The sequence below is a fragment of the Algoriphagus boritolerans DSM 17298 = JCM 18970 genome, assembly GCF_900108085.1.
Classification (GTDB): domain Bacteria; phylum Bacteroidota; class Bacteroidia; order Cytophagales; family Cyclobacteriaceae; genus Algoriphagus; species Algoriphagus boritolerans.
Window position 1 is genome coordinate 1 of record NZ_FNVR01000076.1, and the last position, 1223, is coordinate 1223.

Annotated in this window: 2 protein-coding genes; both read right to left on the minus strand. The window is 33.4% G+C overall.

Annotation, left to right across the window (positions count from 1 at the left end):
• Positions 1 to 144 precede the first annotated feature (144 nt).
• Positions 145 to 678, minus strand: a complete 534-nt coding sequence (locus C4S61_RS21615; protein ID WP_103926851.1) for a dihydrofolate reductase family protein — start codon at positions 676 to 678, stop codon at positions 145 to 147.
• Positions 679 to 750: 72 nt separating this feature from the next.
• On the minus strand, positions 751 to 1068 hold the full coding sequence (locus C4S61_RS22465; protein ID WP_317046070.1) for a helix-turn-helix domain-containing protein: 318 nt from the start codon (positions 1066 to 1068) through the stop codon (positions 751 to 753).
• Positions 1069 to 1223 lie beyond the last annotated feature (155 nt).

A 1223-nucleotide genomic window follows, 5' to 3' on the forward strand; every position in this document is an offset into this window, starting at 1 on the left:
TGTAAAACAGCTCATAGTAGGTTTCGATACTCGTCTTTTTCATCCCGCAACTTTAGCTCAGAATTCAAAGCGCATCAAGATGCAGTTCGTCGGAGAGATACGAATATTCTGGCGAGGCCGTCTACTCGATTGGCGGTTCGTTGTTTATTTTTTTCGCTTGTAATGAAGTTGTGTCAAACCCGTATCAAATGTTTTAGCTTCGATAAATTCAAGTATTTGTTCAGGTCTTCCATCTTTAAAAAGTCTTGTTCCATTGCCTAATAATACTGGTATAACTGAAATTATTAGCTCGTCTATTAAATCGTTTTTCAATAATTCATTTATTACTTGTGCGCCACCGTCACAATAAATATTTTTTCCTTTTTCAGACTTTAGTCGTTTTACCAATTCAGTTATGTTTCCTGTATAGAAAATTGTCCTGCCTATTTGTGGTCTTTCAGTTCTTGTAATGACATAAACATCTCGCTTTCCGTTGTCATAATGAGATGAACCGATTTCTTTAAGCACATAATCATAGGTTCTTCTACCAATAATTAATGTGTCAATCGTGTCTGTGAATTCTGCATAACCATAGTCTTCGCCTTCCTTTTCAACAAGTTTCAAGAAACTAAGGTCGTCATTTGGTTTTGCAATGTAGCCGTCTAAACTTGTTGCAATGAAAAGTGATATTTTTCGCATCTGTTTTAAATTTTAATGTTTCCGCAAAATTACTTTTCGGCAACCAGTTGCACTTTGTAAAAATGCGACAAATTAAAGTAATGATGGTGGAAGTCCAGTATTTCGCTTGATTTCATTGCTAAGATGCGAATGGTCGTAATAGCCACATTCAAATGCAATATCTAATAAGTTACTGTTTTGATTTGATTTTTTGATTAAACTCAACGCATACTGAAAACGAATAATGTTTGAATATTCTTTTGGTGATAGTCCAATGAGTTTTTTAAAATTTCGCTCCAATTGTCTTACCGTTGTGAAATGTCTTTTTGAAAGTTCGTAAATACTAATTTGTCCGTTTGTTGAATGTATATCATTAATAACGGATTGTAATTGAGTGGTTTTGGTTTTTATTCTTTCGGAATAAAAATGGTCAAAATAATTGAATGGATTTTCAAATGTTTTATCAACATTAAATCAATAGCGTCCTAAATAAAAAATGAGAGGTCCTATTTTTTGACCAAAATAGTTACTTTGGTTTGCACCAAAACCTCAGACCTCTCATGGGT